This window comes from Phenylobacterium sp. (assembly GCF_016793225.1).
Classification (GTDB): Bacteria; Pseudomonadota; Alphaproteobacteria; order Caulobacterales; family Caulobacteraceae; genus Phenylobacterium.
On sequence record NZ_JAEUMN010000162.1, the window covers coordinates 25,534 to 44,033 of the forward strand.

The following is an 18,500-nucleotide window of genomic DNA, read 5'->3' on the forward strand; positions in this document are numbered from 1 at the left end:
CGCGGGGGGAGAGGAGAATTGCGCGGCGCGCGTCAGCCTGACCTATAGTCGCCGCATGGAAGCGGGTCGGAAGTACCACGTGGGGGAGGTGAAGAGCCGGCTGCTGCGCGAGGCGCGGGGCATGCTCGAGGAGGGCCAGCCGCTGCACCTACGCGCCCTGGCGGCGCGGGCCGGGATCACCGCCGGGTCCATGTACCACCACTACGAGAACAAGACCGAGCTCCTGGGCGAACTGGCGGCCGGCGGGTTCAGGGAGCTGCGCCGCGATCTGGAGGCCGCCGAGCGCGCCGCGGTGGACGGCCAGCGCCTGCGCGCCTGGGCGACCGGCTATTTCCGCTACGCCCGCGCGGAGCCCGCGCTCTTCGCGCTGATGTTCGATCCCGAGGTGGCCGAGCTGGAGCCTGTGGCCGAGGCGCGGGCGGCCATGCTGGCCAGCCTCCACGCCCTCGTCGCCGACGTCGCCGCCGCCCTGGATCGTCCCGGCGCCCCGCTCGACAAGATTACGCTGGCCGTCTGGGCCGCCTCGCATGGGGCCGCCTCGCTGAGCCCGGCCGCCCGCGCCCAGTCCGACCTCATCGACGACGTCATCGCCGGCCTCGACGCCCTGTTCAGGCCGGAACGGGGATGACCGTAGAGCAGTTGAGCCTTCATTCGCCCAGGGGGCGAAGCTTGTTGTCGGCGCTCCGCGTTCGATCAAGGGTGGCCCGGAAACACGCATTGAGTGGGGATGACCTATGCGCAAATTCGGGTTCGCCGCGGTGGCGATCGCGGCATCACTGCTGGGCGCGGCTCCGGCCGGCGCGGCGGCGCTTCTGACGTCAGACGCCGGTTACACGGGGCCGATCCTGGACTTCGGCGCCTACAGCGGCCAGTTCTACGTCTTCACCGCCGGCCCGCTCTCGCTGCCGGGCGGCATCACCTATTCCTCCGAGAGCCCTGGTTCCGTTCTGGGGATCGGCGGCTACGGACTCAACGGCAACGGGAGCAGCGAGACGACCAACATCATCGGCACGAACGATCCGGGCGCGTTCGTGACCCTGGAGTTCGACACCGCCGTGGCGATGTTCGGGGGCGGCTTCAACTACGCCGCGGATGGCAACGGCACGCCCCTGTACGACGCCGTCATCATGCGGGCCTTCGACGACGCCGACGTGCTGATCGCCGAGTATGACATCGGCGATCTGGCGCCCATCTCGACGCCCGGCGCGGTCGACGCCTTCGCCTTCCGCGGGATCGACGGCGGTGGCCGACTGATCAAGCGCTTCGAATTCGGCGGCTCGTACGCGATCCTGGCGGCCCAAGCCACGGAAACGGGCGGGGTGCCCGAGCCGGGGACCTGGGTGCTCATGATCCTGGGCTTCGGCGCCGCGGGCGCCATGCTGCGCCGCCGCCGCCTGGCGCCGACCGCCGCCTGATCCGGTCCGGACGCGGCGGGCCAGCCTGCCGCGTCCGTCGCGATCCGCCCGGCCTCGACGCGCTGCTCAGGCCGACCGCGGCTAGCGTCGCTTGCGCATCACCCCGGCCAGCTGCCGGGCAAGGTCGCGGCGTTCGGCGGCTTCCTTGCGCTCGCTCGGGGCGCCCGCCTCGGCCGCCTTCGCATACCACTCCGCCGCCTCGTCCAGGCCCGACGGATCCCAGGCCTTCTCGCCGCGCTGGCTCAGCACCCACGCCGCGTTTCCGAGATGGAAGGTCGCATCCGCCCGCCCGCCTTCGTAGGCCAGCAGCCAGAGCTCCCTGGCCCTGCGCACGTCGCGGGGCACGCCGTCGGCGTTCCAGTAGATCTGGCCGAGCACGAAGGCCGCGTTGACCTGGCGCTGGGCGGCGGCCTTCTCGTACCAGGACCGCGCCAACGCCACGTCCTGCGCCACGACCTCGCCCATCAGATAGAAGTTGCCGAGGTCGGTCTGGGCGTCGCGGTCGCCGGCCTCCGCCCCCTCACGGCACAGCTGGACGGCCCGAGCCTTGTCGCCGCCGGTCTCCAGCAGAAGGTTGCCCTCGGCGCAGCGGGACTTGGGGATGCCCATGTCGCCGGCCTTGCGAAACGTCGCGATCGCCTTCTGGAGATCCTTCGGCCCACACTTGCCGTACTGATAGGCCTCGCCCAGGAAGTGCATGGCGTCGCCCCGCTGCTGTGCGGCGGTCTCGAGCCAGGCGCAGCCGCGGGCGGCTTCCGCCGCCGGGCGCGGCTCGAACGCCATGCGCAGGCCGGCGAACATCTGCGCCTCCGCCGCGCCGCCTTCGGCCAGCCGCAGCAGGCTGGACTCGTCGCCCGCCCGCGCGCGCGCCAACGCGGCGTCGACCTCGGCGCTGACGGGGCGTGCGCCGGCCATCAGAGACGTCTGCGCCGCCGCCGGCGCGGCCGCGACCCAGAGCGCGAGGGCGAGGATCGCGGCGGCCGGCCGCATCAGACCACCCGGTCGACCAGCATCTTCTTGATCTCGGCGATGGCCTTCGCCGGGTTCAGGCCCTTCGGGCACACCTGCGCGCAGTTCATGATGGTGTGGCAGCGGTAGAGCTTGAAGGGGTCCTCCAGCTCGTCCAGCCGCTCGCCGGTGGCCTCGTCGCGCGAGTCGATGATCCAGCGGTAGGCGTGCAGCAGCGCGGCCGGCCCCAGGTACTTCTCCTGGTTCCACCAGTAGCTCGGGCAGCTGGTCGAGCAGCAGGCGCAGAGGATGCACTCGTAGAGGCCGTCGAGCTTCTCGCGGTCCTCGGGAGACTGCTTCCACTCCTTCTGCGGCTCGGGCGTCTCGGTCTGCAGCCAGGGCTCGACCGACGCGTACTGCGCGTAGAACAGCGTCAGGTCCGGGACCAGGTCCTTCACCACCGGCATGTGGGGCAGGGGGCTGATCTGGATCTTCTCGCCGGGGCACTCCTCGTGGCCGTGGGTGCAGGCCAGCGTGTTGCGGCCGGCGATGTTCATGGCGCACGAGCCGCAGATCCCCTCGCGGCACGAGCGGCGGAACGTCAGCGTCGGATCGACGGTGTTCTTGATGTGGATGAGGATGTCGAGGACCATCGGGCCGCACTGGCTGGTGTCGACCTCGTAGGTGTCCCAGCGCGGGTTCTCGCCGGAGTCCGGATCGTAGCGGTAGATCCTGAAGGTCTTGACCTTCGAGGCGCCCGCCGGCGCCGGGTAGTGCTTACCCGTCGGCTTGATCTTCGAGTTCTTGGGAAGGGTGAGCTGGACCATTCGTCTATCCCTTCCTCAGTAGACCCGCGCCTTGGGCGGGAACGGCGCGATCTCGTTGGTCATGGTGTAGTCGTGCACCGGCCGGTAATCGATCTTCACCTTGCCGGTGGGGTCGTCGAACCAGGCCAGGGTGTGCTTCATCCAGGCCTTGTCGTCGCGGTCGGGGAAGTCCTCGTGCGCGTGGGCGCCGCGGCTTTCCTTGCGGTTCTCGGCGCCCACCACCGTGACGACCGCCTGGCCGATCAGGTTGTCGAGCTCGAGGGTCTCCATCAGATCCGAGTTCCAGACCATGGAGCGGTCGGTCACGCCGAGGTCCTTGCGCTTGGCTTCGACCGCGGCCATCCGCTTGACCCCGCTCGAGAGCGCCTCGCTGGTGCGGTAGACCGCCGCGTCCTCCTGCATGGCCATCTGCATCTCGAGGCGCAGCGCCGCGGTGGGCACCGGGCCCGACGCGTTGCGGAAGCGGTCGAGGCGGGCGAGGTGGCCCTCGGTGTGGTGCGGCTTCAGCTCGGGCTGGGTCGCGCCGGCCTTGAGCGTGTCGGCCGCGCGCAGCGCCGCCGAGCGCCCGAACACCACCAGATCGATCAGGCTGTTGGAGCCCAGGCGGTTGGCGCCGTGCACGCTGACGCACGCCGCTTCGCCCACGGCCATCAGGCCGGGCACCACCTGGTCGGGGTTCTTGCCGGCCTTGGTGACGACCTCCGAGTAGAAGTTCGTGGGGATGCCGCCCATGTTGTAGTGCACCGTGGGCAGCACCGGGATCGGCTCCTTCGTCACGTCGACGCCGGCGAAGATCTTGGCGCTCTCCGAGATGCCCGGGAGGCGCTCGGCCAGGATCTTCGGATCCAGGTGGTCGAGGTGCAGGAAGATGTGGTCCTTCTTAGGACCCACGCCGCGGCCCTCGCGGATCTCCATGGTCATGGCGCGGCTCACCATGTCGCGCGGGGCCAGGTCCTTCACGGTGGGCGCGTAGCGCTCCATGAACCGCTCGCCCTGCGAGTTGGTCAGGTAGCCGCCCTCGCCGCGGGCGCCCTCGGTGATCAGGCAGCCCGAACCGTAGATGCCGGTCGGGTGGAACTGCACGAACTCCATGTCCTGCAGGGGCAGGCCGGCCCGCAGCGCCATGCCGCCGCCGTCGCCGGTGCAGGTGTGGGCGCTGGTGGCCGAGAAATAGGCGCGGCCGTAGCCGCCGGTGGCCAGGATCACGAGCTGGGCCTGGAAGCGGTGCAGGCTGCCGTCGTCCAGCTTCCACGCCGTGACGCCGCGGCAGACGCCCTCGTCCATGATCAGGTCGAGGGCGAAGTACTCGATGAAGAACTCGGTGTCGTGCGCCAGCGACTGCCCGTACATGGTGTGCAGCATTGCGTGGCCGGTGCGGTCGGCCGCCGCGCAGGTGCGCTGGATCGGAGCCTCGCCGTAGTTCTTGGTCATGCCGCCGAAGGCGCGCTGGTAGATCTTGCCGTCCGCCGTGCGGCTGAAGGGCACGCCCCAGTGTTCCAGTTCATAGACGGCGGCCGGCGCGTTGCGGCACAGGTACTCGATGGCGTCCTGGTCGCCCAGCCAGTCCGACCCCTTGACGGTGTCGTACATGTGCCAGCGCCAGTCGTCCTCGCCCATGTTGCCCAGGCTGGCCGAGATGCCGCCCTGCGCCGCCACCGTGTGCGACCGCGTGGGGAACACCTTGGTGATGCAGGCGGTCTTCAGCCCCGCCTGGGCGCAGCCCAGCGCCGCGCGCAGGCCCGAGCCGCCGGCGCCGACGACGACGACATCGAACTTGTGATCGGTGAATTCGTAAGCCGCCATGGGATCAGGCGCCCCCCAGCGCGACCTTGAGGACCGAGAAGATGGCCAGCGCCCCGGCCAGCCATCCGACGAAGAGGTTGAGGAGCAGGCAGGCCGCCTTGTTCAGGTGGCTGTAGACATAGTCCTCGATGACCACCCGCAGCCCCGAGATCATGTGCGTGGTCGAGATGAAGATGGTCAGGATCACCAGGGTGGCGTTCACCGGCGAGCCGATCCACTCGACGGCGCTGTAGTAGTCCATCCCGGCCAGCAGGATGACGCTGTAGACGCCCCAGAGGACCAGCGGAACGAGCGCGATCGCGCCGACGCGTTCGCCCACCCAGTGCCCGACGCCGTGCTTGGCCGAGCCGAGCCCGCGGGCGCGGGAAAGCGGAGTGCGGTAGCTCATGCCAGGGCTCCCGTCATGAAGGCGATCGCCCAGGCCGCCGCCGTGGCCGCGATGGTGAAGCCGAAGACCGTCCAGGCCGAGCCGTTGGCGCTCTTGATGTCCAGGCCGTGGCCGAAATCCCAGACCAGGTGCCGGACGCCGTTGGCGAGGTGGTAGAAGACCGACGCGGTCATCCCCAGCATGACGAGCTTGCCCAGCGGCGAGCCCAGCAGGCCCATGAAGGCCTGGTAGGCCTCGGGCCCCATCGCCAGCGAAACCGCCCAGGCCGACACGATCAGGCCGGCCAGGTAGAGCCCGACCCCGGTGACCCTGTGCAGGATCGAGGTGAGCATGGTGACGTGCCAGCGCCAGATCTGCAGATGCGGCGACATGGGGCGGTCGGCGGGACCGCGTGGAACGCTTGTCATGGCTTTAGCCGTGCCTCCCCAAAAGCCGTCGGCGAACCTGTTCTTAAGCGCCCGACGAAGGGTGTCAACGAACGGCGGCGCTTGGAGGCCGCCTGGGCATGTCGATCCGACCCTGCGGGGGCGGCGGGCGCCCGATAGTGCGCCACCACGGGCGGGCGGCGCCTGCCGCAGACACAGGCCGCCTGCGGCCGGCGGCCTCGCCCGCCGCCAGCGGCGGCGTCACCTCGCATCGGTGCGGCGTGCATGGGAAACGGCAGGGCTCCACGCTTCGGATGACGCGAAGTTCTGCCGAGCCCTGGCGCTGACGACAATGCGTTCTTGCTGTAGCCTTCCTTCGCGAAAGGCGAAGGATGCGTTTCGATCTGACGGACCTCAGGCTGTTCTGCGACGTGCTCGACGAAGGCTCGATCACGGCCGGCGCCGCCAAGAGCGCGCTGGCGCTGGCGGCCGCCTCGACGCGGATCCGCAACATGGAGGCCGCCCTCGGCGCCGAACTCCTGACGCGGTCGCGCCACGGGGTCACGCCGACGGCCGCCGGACGCATGCTGCTCAAGCACGCGCGGACGATGCTCTCCCAGGCGGCGCGGATGCGGGAGGACCTGTCGGCCTTCGCGGGCGCGCTCTCGGGCGAGGTGCGGCTGCTCGCCAACACCAACGCCCTCACGGAGTTCCTCCCCGAGGCCCTGGCCTCGTTCCTCGCGGCCCATCCGCACGTGAGCGTCGATCTCGAGGAACGGCTTTCGGACGAGATCGTGGGGCTCATCGCCGAAGGCGTGGGCGACGTGGGCATCGTCGCCGGCACGGTGGAGGTGGGCGCGCTCGAGACCTATCCGTTCCGGCAGGACCGTTTCGTCGTCGTGGCGGCGCGCGGGCATCCGCTGTCGCGGCGCACGCGCGTCGCCTTCGCCGAGGTGCTGGACTACGACCTGATCGGCCTGGAGCGCTCGGCCTCGCTGCAGCGGTTCCTGACGGGGAAGGCGGCGCGCCTCGGCGTGCCGCTGCGGCTGCGCGTGCAGCTTCGCAGCTTCGACGCCGTCTGCCGGATGGTCGAGGCGGGCGTCGGCGTGGGCGTGGTGCCCCAGACGACGGCCGCGCGGGCGGCCAGGACCATGAACCTGGCGGTCATCGACCTGGCCGACGACTGGGCCCTGCGCGAGCTCACCATCGTTGTCCGCGCCGCGGCGGACCTGCGCCCCTACGCCCGCGAACTGGTCGAGAGCCTCAGGGCGTGACCCCGGACGGGCGCTAGGAGCTGCGCCGCATCGAGGAATCGCCGCGCCGGGACTGGGCGTTCAGGACGCTGGCCATGTGCCGCGCGTCCTCCTCGGAAAGGCCGCTCTGCGGCACGCCGCCGACCACGGCAGGCTCGCCGGTGAAGATCAGGAAGGTGGTGTAGCCCGCGGGGTCCCTGCGGACGGCGTAGCGGTCGGTCTTGCGTTCGTCAGGCATGTCGGGGGCGAGATTGCCCGAACCCGGACGCGTGTCCAACCGGAACAAGGACACCGGCGGCTCGCTTTGCGTCTCACGGAGCGATCATGACCGACAAGTCCTTCAAGCCGGGCGACGCCGTCGCCTGGGACCACAGCCAGGGAACCACGCAGGGCAAGGTCGTGCGCAAGCAGACGTCGCCCACCCGGATCAAGGGTCACAAGGTGGCGGCCTCGCCGGACAATCCGGAATACATCGTCAAGTCCGACAAGACGGGCGCGATCGCGGCCCACAAGCCGGGAGAGCTGCGCAGGCGCTGAGCCTCAGCGCAGGCCGTGGATCTGCGCCGACTCCTCGGCCAGGCTCTTGATCTCCCGGATCGCTTCGTCATGCGCGCCGCTGAGCGCGTTGGCGTGCTCCGGGGGGAGGGGACCCGTCGTGAACGCCAGCCGCGTCCTGTCGTCGATGGACTCGATCTCGAAGACCTCGGCGAACGGGCCCCGCGGGTCGTCGGCGTAGTCGAACCGGAGGAGCCGCTCGGGCCGGAAGGCCGTGACGGTGCCGCAGGCGCGGGTCGCCCCGTCCGGGGCCTTCCACGCGATGGGCTCGCCTTCGCGGAACGTCGTGCGCACCGAGATTCCTTCCAGGTAGGCCGCCGCCCACTCCTGGATCAGCTCTGGCGTGGTCAGCACGCGCCAGACCTCCGCGGGCGGGGCGTCGATCTCGAGGCTGCTTTTGATCAGGGGCATGAAAGGCTCGACTGGATGGGAATTTCACCGTTGCGATCAGCAGCCTCGCGAGACCGGATGCGTCGCGTCTGATCGCTATGGTTGAGTTCGAACGCTGAGACTTCGACCAGAGCCGACCCGGTCCCGCAATTCGATTCAACCCTGGGGTAGTCTCGTCCCGGAACAGGGCGACTTTTGGGAGAAGCTCGGCCGTACAGCGGGCTGCCAGAGGACGAAACGCTGCGGCCCGGCGTCGCGCTAGGGTCTGGCGGATGGCGCGCCGTAGCGCCGGCGGGCCAGGGCTATGGGGGCCAGCGCCGCGGCGACGCCCCCGACGTTCGCGGCGACGTCCTTCCACTGGAACGTGCCCGAGACCAGACCAAAGACCTGCATGAGCTCGAAGGTCATGGCGACGCCCAGGAAGCCCGCCCCGATCAGCCAGGGGCTCACCCGGGGCAGCGATACCGCGGTAAGCAGCGTCAGCAGGTAGCCGAAGGCGACATGCTCCACCACGTCCGGGGGCGGGGCCATCGCCGCGGCGCTGTGGTGCGGGTCGAGCGCCCCTTTCACCGCGACCGCGAGGACGACGAGGAGGGCGGCGCGTCCGACCCAGGTCAGAAGGCTTTGCATCGTCGCGTCTTAGGCGACATCGGCGGCCTATGACCAGGGCCCGACCCGGCGCGTGGCGCCGGTGAGCGGAACGGCCGTCTCGCGGCGTCCGCCCAGTCGCGCGGCGTGCTCCATCAGGGCCGCCACGCGGTTCTCGGTCGAGGGGTGGGTCGAGAACAGATTGTCCGCGCCGCCTCCGGCGAGCGGGTTGATGATGAACATGTGCGCCGTCGCCGGATTGCGCTCGGCATCCGGATTGTAGACCCCGCCGCGGGCATAGGCGTCGATGCGGCGGAGCGCGGAGGCGAGCGCCTCCGGGTCGCCGGAAAGCGCGGCGCCCTCGCGGTCGGCCTCGTATTCGCGGCCGCGGCTGATCGCCATCTGCACCAGGGCGGCGGCCATCGGGGCGACGATCATCATCACCAGCATGCCGACGACGCCGGTCGGCCGGCCGTCCTCATCGCGCCCGCCGAACAGGAAGGCGAAGTTGGCCAGCATGCCGATGGCGCCCGCGATCGTGGCGGTGACGGTCATGGTCAGGGTGTCGCGATGCTTCACGTGCGCGAGCTCGTGGGCCATGACGCCGCGGATCTCGCGGCGGGACAGCATCTGCAGCAGGCCGCGCGTGGCGGCGACCGCGGCATGGCTCGGGTCGCGGCCGGTGGCGAAGGCGTTCGGCTGGTCCTGGTCGATGATGTAGATCTTCGGAGCCGGCATCCCGGCGCGCTGGGCAAGCTCCAGCGTGTCGGTCACATAGTTGCGGATCAGCGGCTCGGGGTGAGAGTCGTCCACCTCCTGCGCCCGGTACATGGACAGGACGATCTTGTCCGCGTTCCAGTAGCTGACCAGGTTCATCACGCCGGCCAGGGCGAAGGCCACGACCATGCCGGTCGGCCCCCCGATCAGGTAGCCGATGCCCACGAACAGCGCCGTCAGCGCCGCGAGCAGCATGAAGGTGCGAAGGTGGTTGCGCATGGTCTCCGTCAAGCCGTCAGAACTTGCCGAGAGATATGGTGCGCATCATACGCGTATGCAACCGCGTACGAGCGGCCGAGAATGCGGGCCTCGCGTCCGGGAGGCGGATCCGCCGCAGGGCTGATGCAACGCGGAGCGTTTGCCCGTTCCTATCCCGCGTTCTTGGCACTACATGACCGGCATGAGCGAAGCCGCGACCAAGACCCCCGTCACCGTCCTCACCGGCTATCTCGGCGCGGGCAAGACCACGCTCCTGAACCGTATCCTGTCGGAGGACCACGGCCGGAAGTACGCCGTGATCGTGAACGAGTTCGGCGAGATCGGGATCGACAACGACCTCATCGTCGGGGCCGACGAGGAAGTCTTCGAGATGAACAACGGGTGCGTCTGCTGCACGGTGCGCGGCGACCTGATCCGGGTCCTCTCGGGGCTCATGAAGCGCAAGGGCCGGTTCGACGGCATCATCGTCGAGACCACGGGCCTCGCCGACCCGGCGCCCGTGGCGCAGACCTTCTTCGTGGACGACGACGTGCGCGCGCGCACCGAGCTCGACAGCGTCACCACGGTGGTCGACGCAAAGCACCTGCCGCTCCGGCTCAAGGACTCCCGCGAGGCGGCCGAGCAGATCGCCTTCGCCGACCAGATCATCCTGAACAAGACCGACCTGGTCTCCGAGGCGGAACTGGCCGAGGTGGAGAAGGCCATCCGGACGCTGAACCCCATGGCGCCGATCCGGCGCGCGCAGCGCTCGAACGTGCCGCTCGACGCCATCCTCGGGCGGCACGCCTTCGACCTGGCTCGGGTGACCGAACTCCAGCCCGACTTCCTGAACCCCGCCCATGGCGAGCCGGGGCACGTGCATGACGAGCACTGCGATCACGATCACGGGCACGAGCACCATCATCATGACCATGAGCACCACGACCATGGTCACGCGCACGATCACGGCCACATCCACGACCACGTGGCCGAGAGCGGGATCCGCTCGGTCTCGCTGAGATCGGACAAGCCCATCGACGCCAATCGCGTCACCGCGTGGCTCAACAACGTGTTGCAGACCCAGGGCGTCGACATCCTGCGCGCCAAGGGCATCCTGGACATCAAGGGCGAGGAGCGGCGGCTGGTCTTCCAGGCGGTGCACATGATCCTGGAGGGCGACTTCCAGGGCGAGTGGAGGCCGGGCGACCAGCGCTACTCCCGTCTGGTCTTCATCGGCCGCAAGCTCGACGAGGCCGCGCTGAAGGCCGGGTTCGAGAGCTGCATCGCCGCCTGAGGCGGCCGCGCGGCCTGGCTCAGGCCGCGATCGGCTCGCTGACGAGGCGCCGCAGGCAGTTGGCCGCGACGACGTCCGGCTTCAGCTGCCCGCACCAGGCGAAGCTGCGGCCGCCGCGCCATTCCAGTTCCAGCCGGCGCCCTTCGATCCGGTAGCGCCCGCGGTGGGTCCGGGGCCCCACCGACACCTCGATCAACTGCCACATGTCCGTGTGCGCCTTCGCGCTCTTTTCGAGGTCGTTCTGACCCCACCTGAGCCGACAGGACTAAACGAAGGCGGTTACATGGCTGTTAATGCTGAATCTTCGGGTAGCTATAGCGCCTCGCCCACGAGGGCGACCTTGTGGTAGCCGGCCGCCTGCAGCGCGTTCATCACCGCGATGACCTTGCCGTAGGCCACGCCCTCGTCCCCGCGCAGGTAGATGCGGCCGGACGTGGGGTTCGGTCCGCCGATCGCGGCGCCCACGGCCGCCGGAAGATCTCCGAGCGTCGTCGCGCGGTCGCCCACGAAGGCGCGGCCGTCGAGGGTCACCGATACGACCACCGGCGGCGCCGAGACGGCGTTCGTGGATCCCACCGGCGGAAGGTCGACCCGCACCGACACGGTCGAGACGGGAAGCGCCACCATGAAGATGATCAGCAGCACCAGCATCACGTCCACGAAGGGCGTGACGTTGATCTCGGCGTTCTGGCGGATCGCGTAGGCGCCGTGGCTGTGGGAAGCGAGGGACGCGGCCATGAGGACCTCCTGTCGTAGACTACGACAGTAATATATTACATCCATAACTTTTCGCAAGCCGACTCTGGCTTCCGGCGCCCCGGGCACGAAAAAGCCCGCCGGGGGCGACCCCGGCGGGCGTGTTCGAAGCGATCCGAAGGCCTAGAGCTCTTCGTTGATCAGGGCCACCTGATAGAAGCCGTTGCCCTGCAGCGTGTTCATCACGGCCATGAAGTCGCCGTAGAGGACGTCCCGGTCGGCGCGGATGTAGACGCGCTGTTCGGTCGGCGGGATCGCCGGATCGTCCTTCTGCAGCTGGACCGTCAGGTCGCCGGTCAGGCGGTCGAGGTTCGTCGGCGCTTCGCCGATGAAGACGCGGCCGCCGCGCTGGACGTTGATCAGCGTCGGCTCCTTCACCTTCGTGCCCGGAGGCGGCGGGATGGCCGGCGGCAGGTCGAGCTTGATCGACACCGTCGCGGCGGGGATCGACACCATGAAGATGATCAGGAGCACCAGCATGACGTCCACGAAGGGCGTCACGTTCATGTCCGAGTTCTGGCCGAGGTCGAACTTGCTGCCGCCCCCTCCGCCAACCTTAGCGCCCATAAGTCCTGGTTCCTTACCCTGTGCGCGCGCGCACCCGCGCTTGTCGTCCGACCATTGGCAAGCCGCCGGGGGCTTGTAAAGCGCGAATGCGCCGAACGCCGGTCCGAGCCGACGCTTGCCCCGCGGGCGCCCAAAGCACTAGGGGAAGCGCATGCTTTCCGCCTTCGACGCCTACGTCACCGCCGCCTTCTTCGACCGCGCCGGCCGCGGCGTCTTCGCCCTGGGCGACGGCACGGTCCGCTTCGAGGGCGGCGAGGTCGTGGAGGCCCATCCCGACGGCGCGGCGCTGTCGGCCTGCCTTCCTCCGGCGGGCGAAGGCGTCCTCACGGGCGGCGACGACGGCCGGGTCGTCCTCTCGACGCCCTCGGAGGCGCGCGAGCTCGCCGCCGTCCCCGGCCGCTGGATCGAGGCGGTGGCGGCGAGCCCCGAGTCGGGCCTCGTCGCCTTCTCCGCCGCCCGCGACCTGCACGTGCGCGACCCGGCGGACGCCGCGTTCTCGCGCACCTTCACCCACGAGAAGTCGGTCGCCGGGGTGGCCTTCGACCCCAAGGGCCGGCGCCTCGCGGTGGCGACCTACGGCGGCGTCGCGCTCTGGTACGCCCGCATCGCCGACCAGAAGCCGGTCTTCTTCAAGTGGGCGGGCAGCCACATCGCCGTCTGCTGGAGCCCCGACGGCAAGTTCCTGGTGTCGTCGATGCAGGAGAACCAGTTGCACGGCTGGCGCGTGGCCGATGAGAAGAACATGCGCATGGGCGGCTACCCCTCGAAGGTCCGCAGCCTGGCGTTCCTGTCCAAGGGGCGGCTCATGGCGACCTCGGGGGCCAACGGCGCCGTCTGCTGGCCGTTCGCCGGACCGGCCGGGCCCATGGGCCAGCAGGCCGCCGAGATCGGCTACGACGAGGCGGCGCTCACCACCCGCATCGCCACCGCCCCCGACGCCACCTGGCTCGCGGCCGGGCTGGACGACGGCCGTGTCTGGGCTGCGGACGTCACGGGCCAGCGTCTCGTGCCGATCAAGTCCGAGAAGGGCGCCCCCATCTCGGCGCTGGCGATCTCGGCCGACGCCAGGCGGGTCGCCTGGGGCGACGAAGACGGCAACGCGGGCGTCGCGGACGTCGGCTAGGCGCCCGAGGCGGTCTGTCCGCGTCGGGCAATGGGAACGGAGGGGCGTTCATGACGGTAGTGGTGATTGGCTCCATGCGGTTTCCCGCCGACGCCATGGCGAACGTGCGGCCTCACCTCGCGACGCTCGTCGCGGAGACCCGGACGCACGACGGCTGCGTGGAGTACAACGCCGCCGAGGATATCGGCGACCCGGGGCTGGTGCGCTTCTCGGAAATCTGGCCCAGCCATGATCTGCTGACGGCTCATCTCCAGGCGCCGCATATCGCGCCGTGGCGAGCCGTGGCGGCGCGCTACGGCGTTTCCGACCGCACGTTCACCGCCTTCGACGCCTCGAACCCGCGCGAGGTTTAAGGCCGCAGCCGCCGGCGCGAGGCTAGGCCCAAGCGCCGTAGGGGTCCTTGAAGGGCTTGCCCAGCGCTTCGGCGACGGCCGGATGGGTGAGGTGGCCGTCCAGCACGTTCAGGCCCCGCGCCAGGTGCTTGTTGGTCTTCAGCGCGTCCAGGCCCTTGTCGGCGAGCAGCAGGCCGAAGGGGAGGGTGGCGTGGCCCAGGGCCTCGGACGACGTCCGGGGCGCGGCGCCGGGCATGTTGGCGACGCAATAGTGCACCACGCCGTCCACGGTGTAGGTCGGGTTCTTGTGGGTGGTGGGCCTGCTGGTCTCGAAGCAGCCGCCCTGGTCGATGGAGACGTCCACCAGCACCGAACCCGGCTTCATCCGCGACAGGTGCTCGCGCCGCACCATCTTGGGCGCCGCGGCGCCGGCGGTCAGCACGGCGCCGATCACCACGTCGGCCTTCAGGATCTCCTCCTCCACCGCGTCGATGGTGGAGTAGCGGGTGATCACCCGCCCGGCGAAGATGTCGTCGATGTAGCGCATGCGCGGGATCGATCGCTCGAGGATCACCACCTCGGCCCCCAGGCCCGCCGCCATCACCGCGGCGTTCGCGCCGACGACGCCCCCGCCCAGGATGCACACCCGCGCCGGCGGCACGCCGGGCACGCCGCAGATCAGGAGCCCCATGCCCCCGTTGTGCTTCAGCAGGGTCTCGGCCGCCGAGAAGACCGCGATCCGCCCGGCCACTTCCGACATCGGCGCCAGCAGCGGCAGGCCGCCGTTGACGTCGGTGACGGTCTCGTAGGCCACCGCCGCGCAGCCGCTGGCCAGCAGGCCCTCGGTCTGCGCCGGATCGGGCGCCAGGTGAAGGTAGGTGAAAAGGATGTGGTCCCTTGTGAGCTTCACCCACTCGACCGCCTGGGGCTCCTTCACCTTCACGATCATCTGCGCGCCCGAGAAGACCGCGTCGGCGTCGGCCACGACCCGTGCGCCGGCCCGCTCGTAAAGGGCGTCCGCATAGCCCGCGCCCTCGCCGGCGCCCCGCTCGACGATCACCTCGTGGCCGTGGGCCACGTATTCCCGGACCGCTGTGGGCGTCAGGCCCACCCGGTATTCGTCAGGCTTGATCTCGCGAGGCACGCCGACGCGCATGACAAGTTCCTCCGGGGCAGGTTATTGCCGTTACGGCAGCCTTTGGGGGAATGGCGTTGCGGGGTCAAGGGTTTCGCCCGGCCGGCCAGGCGTCGAGCGGGGGGCCCGCGCTAGGCGCGCTGGCGACGCCGGGTCTCGGCCTGGACCTTGGCGGCGGCGGGCCGGGCCAGACGGTAGAGGGGATAGACGCCGTAGCCCTTCGCCAGCGGGGTCTTGCCCACGTAGTTGCAGTCGAACGGGTGGTCAGCCTCCATCTCGAGCACCGCGGCGAAGGGCTCGGTGACGTAGACGCTTCCCGAGGGCGTGACCGGCTCGATCCGCGCCGTCCGCGAGACCTCCGTGCCGTAGTAGGTGGTGCGGCGGCTGACCGGGTCGTAGCCGGCGTAGGTGGCGCCGTAGTGCAGCGCGATGCGCATGCCCGTGCCCTCGGGCACGCCCAGGGCCTTGCAGTCCACCTTCGCGAACTGCTCCGAAAGGTCGAGCGCGCAGGCGGCCGCCGAGCGCGCGTCCTCGAAGACGACATAGAGGGCGTCGCCCCAGGTGTTGCCCACGCGGATGACGTCGGAATAGTCCTCGAGCGTCACGGCGGCGCGGTGCATGACCTCGTCCCAGAAGACCGGCAGCACGCGCTCGTCCAGCGTCGTGAAGCCCGGGAAGTCGGTGAACATGATCCCGAAGGTCCCGCGTTCGACCTTCGACCGCGGCGGCGGCGGCGGCATCACCGGCCGCTTGAGCGGGCCGTCACGCACCACGTGGGAACGCCCGCCGGCCGCCTGCCAGGCCGAGATGTCGGAACCGGACAGCGTGCCCGCCCCGCCGGACTCCAGGACCGCGATCTGCACCGCCTCGCCGTTCAGGTGCCGCGCCCGGAGCCGCGCCATGCCCATGGTCACCTTGGAGCCGTAGGCGAACTGCATCATCTCGCCGACGTAGCTCATGTTGCTGGCGATGGTGAGAGACGTGGCGCGCTGGCGGCAGCTCACGTAGCGCCGCACCCAGTCGTCCCCGGCCGGCGCCACCGACTGGGCGATGAAGTCGGCTTCGGTGAAGGGCAGCACGACGTCCAGCTCGCAGCCGGCGGCCAGGAGTTCCTCGGCGATGAGGATGTCGCTGCCCGACGCGAGCGCGCCATAGGCGAAGCCCACCTTCTCGCGCTGGATGATCTCGCGGACCTGGGCGGCGACGCGAGCTTCAAGCTCGGGGTCGGCCACGAAGATGTTGCCGCAGAACATGGCCACCTTGGGCGGGCGCACATGGTGCAGCAGGCCCTCGATCCCCGCGGCGTCGCGGCTCACGGCCTTCAGGCGCTGCAGCTGCAGGAAGGTGGTCGAACGCGAGCCGACGTCGGCGTCCGGCGCCTCGGTGGCCCGCTGCAGCACCTTGTCGGCGCCTTCCACGTCGCCAAGCACCACCATCGCCTCGGCCAGGGTGGCGAGCGTGTAGTAGTCCTGCCCGCCCCCGGCGAGGACCTGCTGGACCACGATGCGGGCGAGCCGCTGGGCGGTGGCGGGACGTCCGGCGATCTGCGCCAGCGTGGCCGCGTTGATGGCGGGATAGCTGGACCGTGTCCGACGATAGACGGCCGAATAGAGCCGGCAGGCCTGGAGCAGCTTGCCGCGGTTGGGCTCCGCACCGGCGGCGAACGCCTGATCCTTGAGCAGCCGCGCCTTCAGCGACAGCGCGTCGACGTCGCCCTTCGCCTCGAGCTGGTACTCGTCGTAGAGACGCAGGCCGCGCTCGGTGTCGCCGAGCCGGGCGAGGGTCAGGACCTCGAGGTAGCCCAGCCCCTGATGGCCCATCTTCTTGCCGCGCGTGACTTCGTCGTAGGCCGCGAGAAGGTCTCCGCGCGCGAGTGCGGACCGGATCGAGTCGATAGTCTCGTCGCCGACCATTCCCGCGGCCCCGTGACGTCGGGCCCGGTCTGCGGCCCTGTCCCCCATGTTCGGGGTAGCCGCGTCCGTGGATGCAGGCAAGTTCTCTCGCCTCCTGCGGGATGGCCCCGTCGCCGCAACCACGAGCAAACCGCGACGCGACACGACTCGTCGGCTCGGCTAGAGCGGGCAGGGCGGAGCGGGTGGGTTGCGTCCGGTTCGGTGCGGGTCGCGCCCACCCGAGCTTCGACGAGCACGGCGCGGGCCGCCGGAGAGGAGAACGACGTTGGCCCCTGATGGGCGGTCCGGGCGGCCGGGCGAGGAGAGTCCGCTGATCCGCGCCTTCTTCGAGAAGCGCGAGAACCTCGTCCTGTTCCTCGCCGCGCGCACGCGCGACCTCGCGACCGCCGAAGATCTGGTCCAGGACCTCTACCTCAAGATCGCCGCCCAGCCCTCGGAGGAAGTGAAGGCGCCGTCGGCGCTCCTCTACCGCATGGCCGGCAACCTCCTGATCGACCACGTCCGGAGCCGCCAGCGGGCCTCGCGGCGCGAAGGCCAGTGGCGGATGGACACGCGCGTGGCCGGCGGCGCGGAGGAACTGGCGCAGGAGCCCGCCGCCGACGAAGTGGTGATCGGCCGCGAGCGCGCCCGCCAGCTGGCGGAGGCCGTCGAGGCCCTGCCGCCCAAGATGGGCCAGGCCTTCCGACTGCATAAGATCGAGGGAAAGAGCCAGGCCGAGACCGCCCAGGCCATGGGGGTGTCGGTGAAGATGATCGAACAACACATCGCGGCGGCGCTGAAGCACCTGACCCAGAGGCTGCGCGGATGATGTGTGAAATGTCGGCTCGGCGACCTAGGGGCGTCCCGGCGCGGCGCCGTCTTACCAGCGGTTCGGCGCAATGGGCGTCGTTCGAGGCGGGCCTATGACCAGCTTGGCGATGGACAGGGACGGGCAGGCGGCGCAAGCCAGCGCCTGGCTCGTGCGCCTTTCCGCCGGCGACGGCGGAGAGTCCGAGGCGCTGGCGTTCGACGCCTGGCTGGACGAGACGCCCGGCAACCGCGAGGCCTACGCCGCCGCGCTGGCGACCTGGCACGAGTATTCCGCAGGCGCGGACGCGGTGGGCGTGGAGATCGCCCGGCCGGCGCGCCGGCCCGTTTCGCTGTCCCGCCGGTGGATGGCGGGCGCCGGCGGCCTCGCCATCGCGGCGACGGTGGCCCTGGCGGTCCTGCCGGCTCTCACGACCACGACAGCGACCTATGCGACCACCAAGGGCGAGCACCGGCAGGTGGCCCTGGCGGACGGCTCGAAGATCGACCTGAACGCCGAGACGCGCCTCTCGGTGAAGTACGGCCTGCTCCGGCGCGAGGTCACCCTGACCGACGGCGAAGCGCTCTTCGACGTGGCGCACGACACGCGCCGGCCGTTCACGGTGGCGGCCGCGGGGCGGATGGTCCGGGTGCTGGGGACCCAGTTCGATGTCCGCAGCCGCTCGGGCGACGTCGTCGTGACAGTGGCCCGCGGACGGGTCGAGGTGCGGCCCAACGCCACGTCCACCCAGGCGTTCACGCTCGTGCGGGGCCAGCGGCTCGAGGTCGAACGCACCGGCCGGGCGCAGCTGCACACGGTCGACCCGCAGGAAGCCTACAGCTGGCGCGCCGGCCGCCTGGTGTACCGCAACCAGCCGCTCGCCGAGGTGGTGGCCGACCTGAACCGGCAGTTCGTCCAGCAGGTCGAGATCGGCGATCCGGCCCTGGCGCAGACTCCGATCACCGGCGTGATCGTCCTCGACGATCCGCAGTCCGTGGTGGCGCGTCTGAGCTTGATGCTCCCCATAAGATCGGTACCTTCCGACCGGGGGCTGCTTCTGCTTCGGAAGTAAGGCCGAAGGACAAG

At 70.2% G+C, this 18,500-nt stretch carries 23 protein-coding genes; 9 read left to right on the forward strand and 14 right to left on the reverse strand.

What is annotated here, in order from left to right:
- Positions 1-55: 55 nt before the first annotated feature.
- Together JNK30_RS19255 and JNK30_RS19260 are read left to right on the forward strand one after the other, a co-directional pair.
- Positions 56-628: a TetR/AcrR family transcriptional regulator gene (locus JNK30_RS19255; RefSeq protein ID WP_293484757.1), complete on the forward strand. Its 573-nt coding sequence runs from the start codon at positions 56-58 to the stop codon at positions 626-628.
- Between the two features lie 106 nt (positions 629-734).
- Complete coding sequence (locus JNK30_RS19260) at positions 735-1,415, forward strand: PEPxxWA-CTERM sorting domain-containing protein (RefSeq protein ID WP_293484759.1); 681 nt, start codon at positions 735-737, stop codon at positions 1,413-1,415.
- Between the two features lie 81 nt (positions 1,416-1,496).
- Here JNK30_RS19260 and JNK30_RS19265 read toward each other — a convergent pair whose 3' ends face one another.
- From JNK30_RS19265 to sdhC, 5 genes are read right to left on the reverse strand one after another with little or no spacing between them, the layout of a single operon-like run.
- Positions 1,497-2,405 (reverse strand): tetratricopeptide repeat protein, encoded by a 909-nt coding sequence (locus JNK30_RS19265; RefSeq protein ID WP_293484760.1) that lies wholly within the window; start codon positions 2,403-2,405, stop codon positions 1,497-1,499.
- On the reverse strand, positions 2,405-3,190 hold the full coding sequence (locus JNK30_RS19270; protein ID WP_293484761.1) for a succinate dehydrogenase iron-sulfur subunit: 786 nt from the start codon (positions 3,188-3,190) through the stop codon (positions 2,405-2,407). The genes JNK30_RS19265 and JNK30_RS19270 overlap by 1 nt, the downstream gene beginning before the upstream one ends.
- A 15-nt stretch (positions 3,191-3,205) precedes the next feature.
- Positions 3,206-4,993, reverse strand: coding sequence for a succinate dehydrogenase flavoprotein subunit (gene sdhA, locus JNK30_RS19275; RefSeq protein ID WP_293484762.1), 1,788 nt, complete (start codon positions 4,991-4,993; stop codon positions 3,206-3,208).
- Between the two features lie 4 nt (positions 4,994-4,997).
- The gene (gene sdhD / locus JNK30_RS19280; protein ID WP_293484764.1) at positions 4,998-5,381 is read right to left on the reverse strand and encodes a succinate dehydrogenase, hydrophobic membrane anchor protein; all 384 of its coding nucleotides are present in this window, start codon (positions 5,379-5,381) and stop codon (positions 4,998-5,000) included.
- A complete protein-coding gene (sdhC, locus tag JNK30_RS19285; RefSeq protein WP_293484766.1) occupies positions 5,378-5,788 on the reverse strand; it encodes a succinate dehydrogenase, cytochrome b556 subunit in 411 nt (136 codons plus the stop codon). Before sdhC ends, sdhD begins: the two co-directional genes overlap by 4 nt.
- Positions 5,789-6,138: 350 nt before the next feature.
- Between sdhC and JNK30_RS19290 the strand changes: the two genes are divergently transcribed.
- The gene (locus tag JNK30_RS19290) at positions 6,139-7,020 is read left to right on the forward strand and encodes a LysR substrate-binding domain-containing protein (protein WP_293484768.1); all 882 of its coding nucleotides are present in this window, start codon (positions 6,139-6,141) and stop codon (positions 7,018-7,020) included.
- A gap of 13 nt (positions 7,021-7,033) precedes the next feature.
- On the opposite strand, the gene JNK30_RS19295 is transcribed toward JNK30_RS19290, so the two are convergent.
- The gene (locus JNK30_RS19295; protein WP_293484770.1) at positions 7,034-7,237 is read right to left on the reverse strand and encodes a hypothetical protein; all 204 of its coding nucleotides are present in this window, start codon (positions 7,235-7,237) and stop codon (positions 7,034-7,036) included.
- 86 nt (positions 7,238-7,323) lie between these two features.
- On the opposite strand from JNK30_RS19295, the gene JNK30_RS19300 reads away from it, so the two are divergent.
- A complete protein-coding gene (locus JNK30_RS19300) occupies positions 7,324-7,536 on the forward strand; it encodes a DUF2945 domain-containing protein (protein WP_293484772.1) in 213 nt (70 codons plus the stop codon).
- A 3-nt stretch (positions 7,537-7,539) separates the two neighbouring features.
- Here the strand turns inward: JNK30_RS19300 and JNK30_RS19305 are convergent, their stop codons facing one another.
- The 3 genes from JNK30_RS19305 to htpX all read right to left on the reverse strand — a co-directional run bounded on the left by JNK30_RS19305 (position 7,540) and on the right by htpX (position 9,528).
- Entirely contained in the window at positions 7,540-7,965 is a 426-nt protein-coding gene (locus tag JNK30_RS19305) for an SRPBCC domain-containing protein (protein ID WP_293484774.1), read from the reverse strand.
- 237 nt (positions 7,966-8,202) lie between these two features.
- Positions 8,203-8,574, reverse strand: a complete 372-nt coding sequence (locus tag JNK30_RS19310) for a hypothetical protein (RefSeq protein ID WP_293484776.1) — start codon at positions 8,572-8,574, stop codon at positions 8,203-8,205.
- Positions 8,575-8,601: 27 nt separating this feature from the next.
- On the reverse strand, positions 8,602-9,528 hold the full coding sequence (gene htpX, locus JNK30_RS19315; RefSeq protein WP_293484778.1) for a zinc metalloprotease HtpX: 927 nt from the start codon (positions 9,526-9,528) through the stop codon (positions 8,602-8,604).
- Between the two features lie 172 nt (positions 9,529-9,700).
- Here htpX and JNK30_RS19320 point away from each other — a divergent pair, with 172 nt between their 5' ends.
- Positions 9,701-10,801 carry a GTP-binding protein gene (locus JNK30_RS19320; protein WP_293484780.1) on the forward strand — a complete coding sequence of 367 codons (1,101 nt, stop codon included), beginning with the start codon at positions 9,701-9,703 and terminating at the stop codon, positions 10,799-10,801.
- Positions 10,802-10,820: 19 nt separating this feature from the next.
- Here JNK30_RS19320 and JNK30_RS19325 read toward each other — a convergent pair whose 3' ends face one another.
- From JNK30_RS19325 to JNK30_RS19335, 3 genes are all read right to left on the reverse strand, one after another.
- Entirely contained in the window at positions 10,821-11,006 is a 186-nt protein-coding gene (locus JNK30_RS19325) for a hypothetical protein (protein ID WP_293484782.1), read from the reverse strand.
- Positions 11,007-11,113: 107 nt separating this feature from the next.
- A complete protein-coding gene (locus JNK30_RS19330) occupies positions 11,114-11,539 on the reverse strand; it encodes a biopolymer transporter ExbD (protein ID WP_293484784.1) in 426 nt (141 codons plus the stop codon).
- A gap of 141 nt (positions 11,540-11,680) precedes the next feature.
- Complete coding sequence (locus tag JNK30_RS19335) at positions 11,681-12,124, reverse strand: biopolymer transporter ExbD (protein ID WP_293484786.1); 444 nt, start codon at positions 12,122-12,124, stop codon at positions 11,681-11,683.
- A 151-nt stretch (positions 12,125-12,275) separates the two neighbouring features.
- Here JNK30_RS19335 and JNK30_RS19340 point away from each other — a divergent pair, with 151 nt between their 5' ends.
- Entirely contained in the window at positions 12,276-13,247 is a 972-nt protein-coding gene (locus tag JNK30_RS19340) for a WD40 repeat domain-containing protein (RefSeq protein WP_293484788.1), read from the forward strand.
- A gap of 50 nt (positions 13,248-13,297) precedes the next feature.
- Entirely contained in the window at positions 13,298-13,600 is a 303-nt protein-coding gene (locus tag JNK30_RS19345) for a putative quinol monooxygenase (protein WP_293484790.1), read from the forward strand.
- 22 nt (positions 13,601-13,622) lie between these two features.
- Here the strand turns inward: JNK30_RS19345 and ald are convergent, their stop codons facing one another.
- Together ald and JNK30_RS19355 are read right to left on the reverse strand one after the other, a co-directional pair.
- A complete protein-coding gene (gene ald, locus JNK30_RS19350) occupies positions 13,623-14,735 on the reverse strand; it encodes an alanine dehydrogenase (protein WP_293484792.1) in 1,113 nt (370 codons plus the stop codon).
- 110 nt (positions 14,736-14,845) lie between these two features.
- Positions 14,846-16,627 carry an adenylate/guanylate cyclase domain-containing protein gene (locus JNK30_RS19355; RefSeq protein ID WP_293484794.1) on the reverse strand — a complete coding sequence of 594 codons (1,782 nt, stop codon included), beginning with the start codon at positions 16,625-16,627 and terminating at the stop codon, positions 14,846-14,848.
- Positions 16,628-16,892: 265 nt separating this feature from the next.
- Between JNK30_RS19355 and JNK30_RS19360 the strand changes: the two genes are divergently transcribed.
- Together JNK30_RS19360 and JNK30_RS19365 are read left to right on the forward strand one after the other, a co-directional pair.
- Positions 16,893-17,435: an RNA polymerase sigma factor gene (locus JNK30_RS19360; RefSeq protein ID WP_293484795.1), complete on the forward strand. Its 543-nt coding sequence runs from the start codon at positions 16,893-16,895 to the stop codon at positions 17,433-17,435.
- A gap of 94 nt (positions 17,436-17,529) precedes the next feature.
- On the forward strand, positions 17,530-18,486 hold the full coding sequence (locus JNK30_RS19365) for a FecR domain-containing protein (RefSeq protein ID WP_293484797.1): 957 nt from the start codon (positions 17,530-17,532) through the stop codon (positions 18,484-18,486).
- Positions 18,487-18,500: the final 14 nt, after the last annotated feature.

What these genes read in the sequence shown, in the direction of transcription:
- htpX (WP_293484778.1), bottom strand. Translation starts at nt 9,528, where the DNA reads ATGCGCAACCACCTTCGCACCTTCATGCTGCTCGCGGCGCTGACGGCG.
- sdhA (WP_293484762.1), bottom strand. Translation starts at nt 4,993, where the DNA reads ATGGCGGCTTACGAATTCACCGATCACAAGTTCGATGTCGTCGTCGTC.
- JNK30_RS19355 (WP_293484794.1), bottom strand. Translation starts at nt 16,627, where the DNA reads ATGGTCGGCGACGAGACTATCGACTCGATCCGGTCCGCACTCGCGCGC.
- JNK30_RS19335 (WP_293484786.1), bottom strand. Translation starts at nt 12,124, where the DNA reads ATGGGCGCTAAGGTTGGCGGAGGGGGCGGCAGCAAGTTCGACCTCGGC.
- JNK30_RS19290 (WP_293484768.1), top strand. Translation starts at nt 6,139, where the DNA reads ATGCGTTTCGATCTGACGGACCTCAGGCTGTTCTGCGACGTGCTCGAC.
- JNK30_RS19310 (WP_293484776.1), bottom strand. Translation starts at nt 8,574, where the DNA reads ATGCAAAGCCTTCTGACCTGGGTCGGACGCGCCGCCCTCCTCGTCGTC.
- JNK30_RS19265 (WP_293484760.1), bottom strand. Translation starts at nt 2,405, where the DNA reads ATGCGGCCGGCCGCCGCGATCCTCGCCCTCGCGCTCTGGGTCGCGGCC.
- JNK30_RS19320 (WP_293484780.1), top strand. Translation starts at nt 9,701, where the DNA reads ATGACCGGCATGAGCGAAGCCGCGACCAAGACCCCCGTCACCGTCCTC.
- JNK30_RS19365 (WP_293484797.1), top strand. Translation starts at nt 17,530, where the DNA reads ATGACCAGCTTGGCGATGGACAGGGACGGGCAGGCGGCGCAAGCCAGC.
- JNK30_RS19305 (WP_293484774.1), bottom strand. Translation starts at nt 7,965, where the DNA reads ATGCCCCTGATCAAAAGCAGCCTCGAGATCGACGCCCCGCCCGCGGAG.
- JNK30_RS19325 (WP_293484782.1), bottom strand. Translation starts at nt 11,006, where the DNA reads ATGTGGCAGTTGATCGAGGTGTCGGTGGGGCCCCGGACCCACCGCGGG.
- JNK30_RS19330 (WP_293484784.1), bottom strand. Translation starts at nt 11,539, where the DNA reads ATGGCCGCGTCCCTCGCTTCCCACAGCCACGGCGCCTACGCGATCCGC.
- JNK30_RS19270 (WP_293484761.1), bottom strand. Translation starts at nt 3,190, where the DNA reads ATGGTCCAGCTCACCCTTCCCAAGAACTCGAAGATCAAGCCGACGGGT.
- JNK30_RS19260 (WP_293484759.1), top strand. Translation starts at nt 735, where the DNA reads ATGCGCAAATTCGGGTTCGCCGCGGTGGCGATCGCGGCATCACTGCTG.
- JNK30_RS19255 (WP_293484757.1), top strand. Translation starts at nt 56, where the DNA reads ATGGAAGCGGGTCGGAAGTACCACGTGGGGGAGGTGAAGAGCCGGCTG.
- JNK30_RS19300 (WP_293484772.1), top strand. Translation starts at nt 7,324, where the DNA reads ATGACCGACAAGTCCTTCAAGCCGGGCGACGCCGTCGCCTGGGACCAC.
- sdhC (WP_293484766.1), bottom strand. Translation starts at nt 5,788, where the DNA reads ATGACAAGCGTTCCACGCGGTCCCGCCGACCGCCCCATGTCGCCGCAT.
- JNK30_RS19340 (WP_293484788.1), top strand. Translation starts at nt 12,276, where the DNA reads ATGCTTTCCGCCTTCGACGCCTACGTCACCGCCGCCTTCTTCGACCGC.
- JNK30_RS19295 (WP_293484770.1), bottom strand. Translation starts at nt 7,237, where the DNA reads ATGCCTGACGAACGCAAGACCGACCGCTACGCCGTCCGCAGGGACCCC.
- ald (WP_293484792.1), bottom strand. Translation starts at nt 14,735, where the DNA reads ATGCGCGTCGGCGTGCCTCGCGAGATCAAGCCTGACGAATACCGGGTG.
- sdhD (WP_293484764.1), bottom strand. Translation starts at nt 5,381, where the DNA reads ATGAGCTACCGCACTCCGCTTTCCCGCGCCCGCGGGCTCGGCTCGGCC.
- JNK30_RS19345 (WP_293484790.1), top strand. Translation starts at nt 13,298, where the DNA reads ATGACGGTAGTGGTGATTGGCTCCATGCGGTTTCCCGCCGACGCCATG.